Source organism: Pseudomonas sp. FG47 (assembly GCF_057809115.1).
In genome coordinates, this window is the sequence record NZ_JBMDJI010000085.1 from 1 (window position 1) to 803 (window position 803).

At 55.8% G+C, this 803-nt stretch carries 1 protein-coding gene; it reads right to left on the minus strand.

The features are described 5' to 3' along the window. Positions 1–720: DDE-type integrase/transposase/recombinase (locus ACODS5_RS24655; protein WP_489109884.1), on the minus strand; the 720-nt coding region annotated here is incomplete at its 3' end. Positions 721–803 lie beyond the last annotated feature (83 nt).

Genomic DNA, 803 nt, shown 5'->3' on the forward strand with positions numbered 1-803 from the left:
TTTGCCATTCGTTTGAGGATGGTACGGACGACTGAAACTTATCTGTATCCCCAGCCGAATCAACCAGATACTGAGTTCTGTAACCTCTCCAGGATTGCGCGGTGAGCCCCACGGAGCACCATTATCGACGTTGATTCGGACCGGTAGGCCGTAACGCTGGAAGACCTCTGTCATCTTCTCCTTGACCGTCGCTCCTCGCTCGTTATCGCAAGCGTGAATGGCCAAATTGAAGCGAGAGTGATCGTCAAGGATGGTCAGTGGATGACACCGGCCTTGCTGTAGGGCGAAGTGTCCTTTGAAGTCCATCTGCCAGAGATCGTTGGGCGCATCATGCTCAAACCTAAGCCGAGCCTCTCGTGCCTTCTCAGTACTCTGGATCAGTTCATGGCGGTGCAATACGTTGGTGACGGTGCTGGGGGCAATGCGCTTGCTCAGCAGGCTGCTGATTGTGCGTCCGCCCCAGGCCGGGTGCTCCTGTCGAAGTGCAACGACTTCCGCTTCCAACGCAGCTTCGGTCAAGCGAGGGCTACTAGCCGGCCTCCGAGATCGTTCTTGTAGAGCGGCCGAGCCACCTTGTTCAAAACGGCGCAGCCACTTGTATCCGGTTTGAGGACTGATGCTGAAGCGTCGGCATAACTCTCGAATATTGGCATCCGGTTGTCGCGCCAGGGATACGAATTCTTCTTTCAGGCTCATGGCGTTTCTCACGTTCCAAGGCATGGCGAAAATCCTGGCAAAGGGGGCTGCCGGGAAGTGTCAACCATGTCTCCGTACACGTGTCCACCATGTGTCCGGTCTCTACA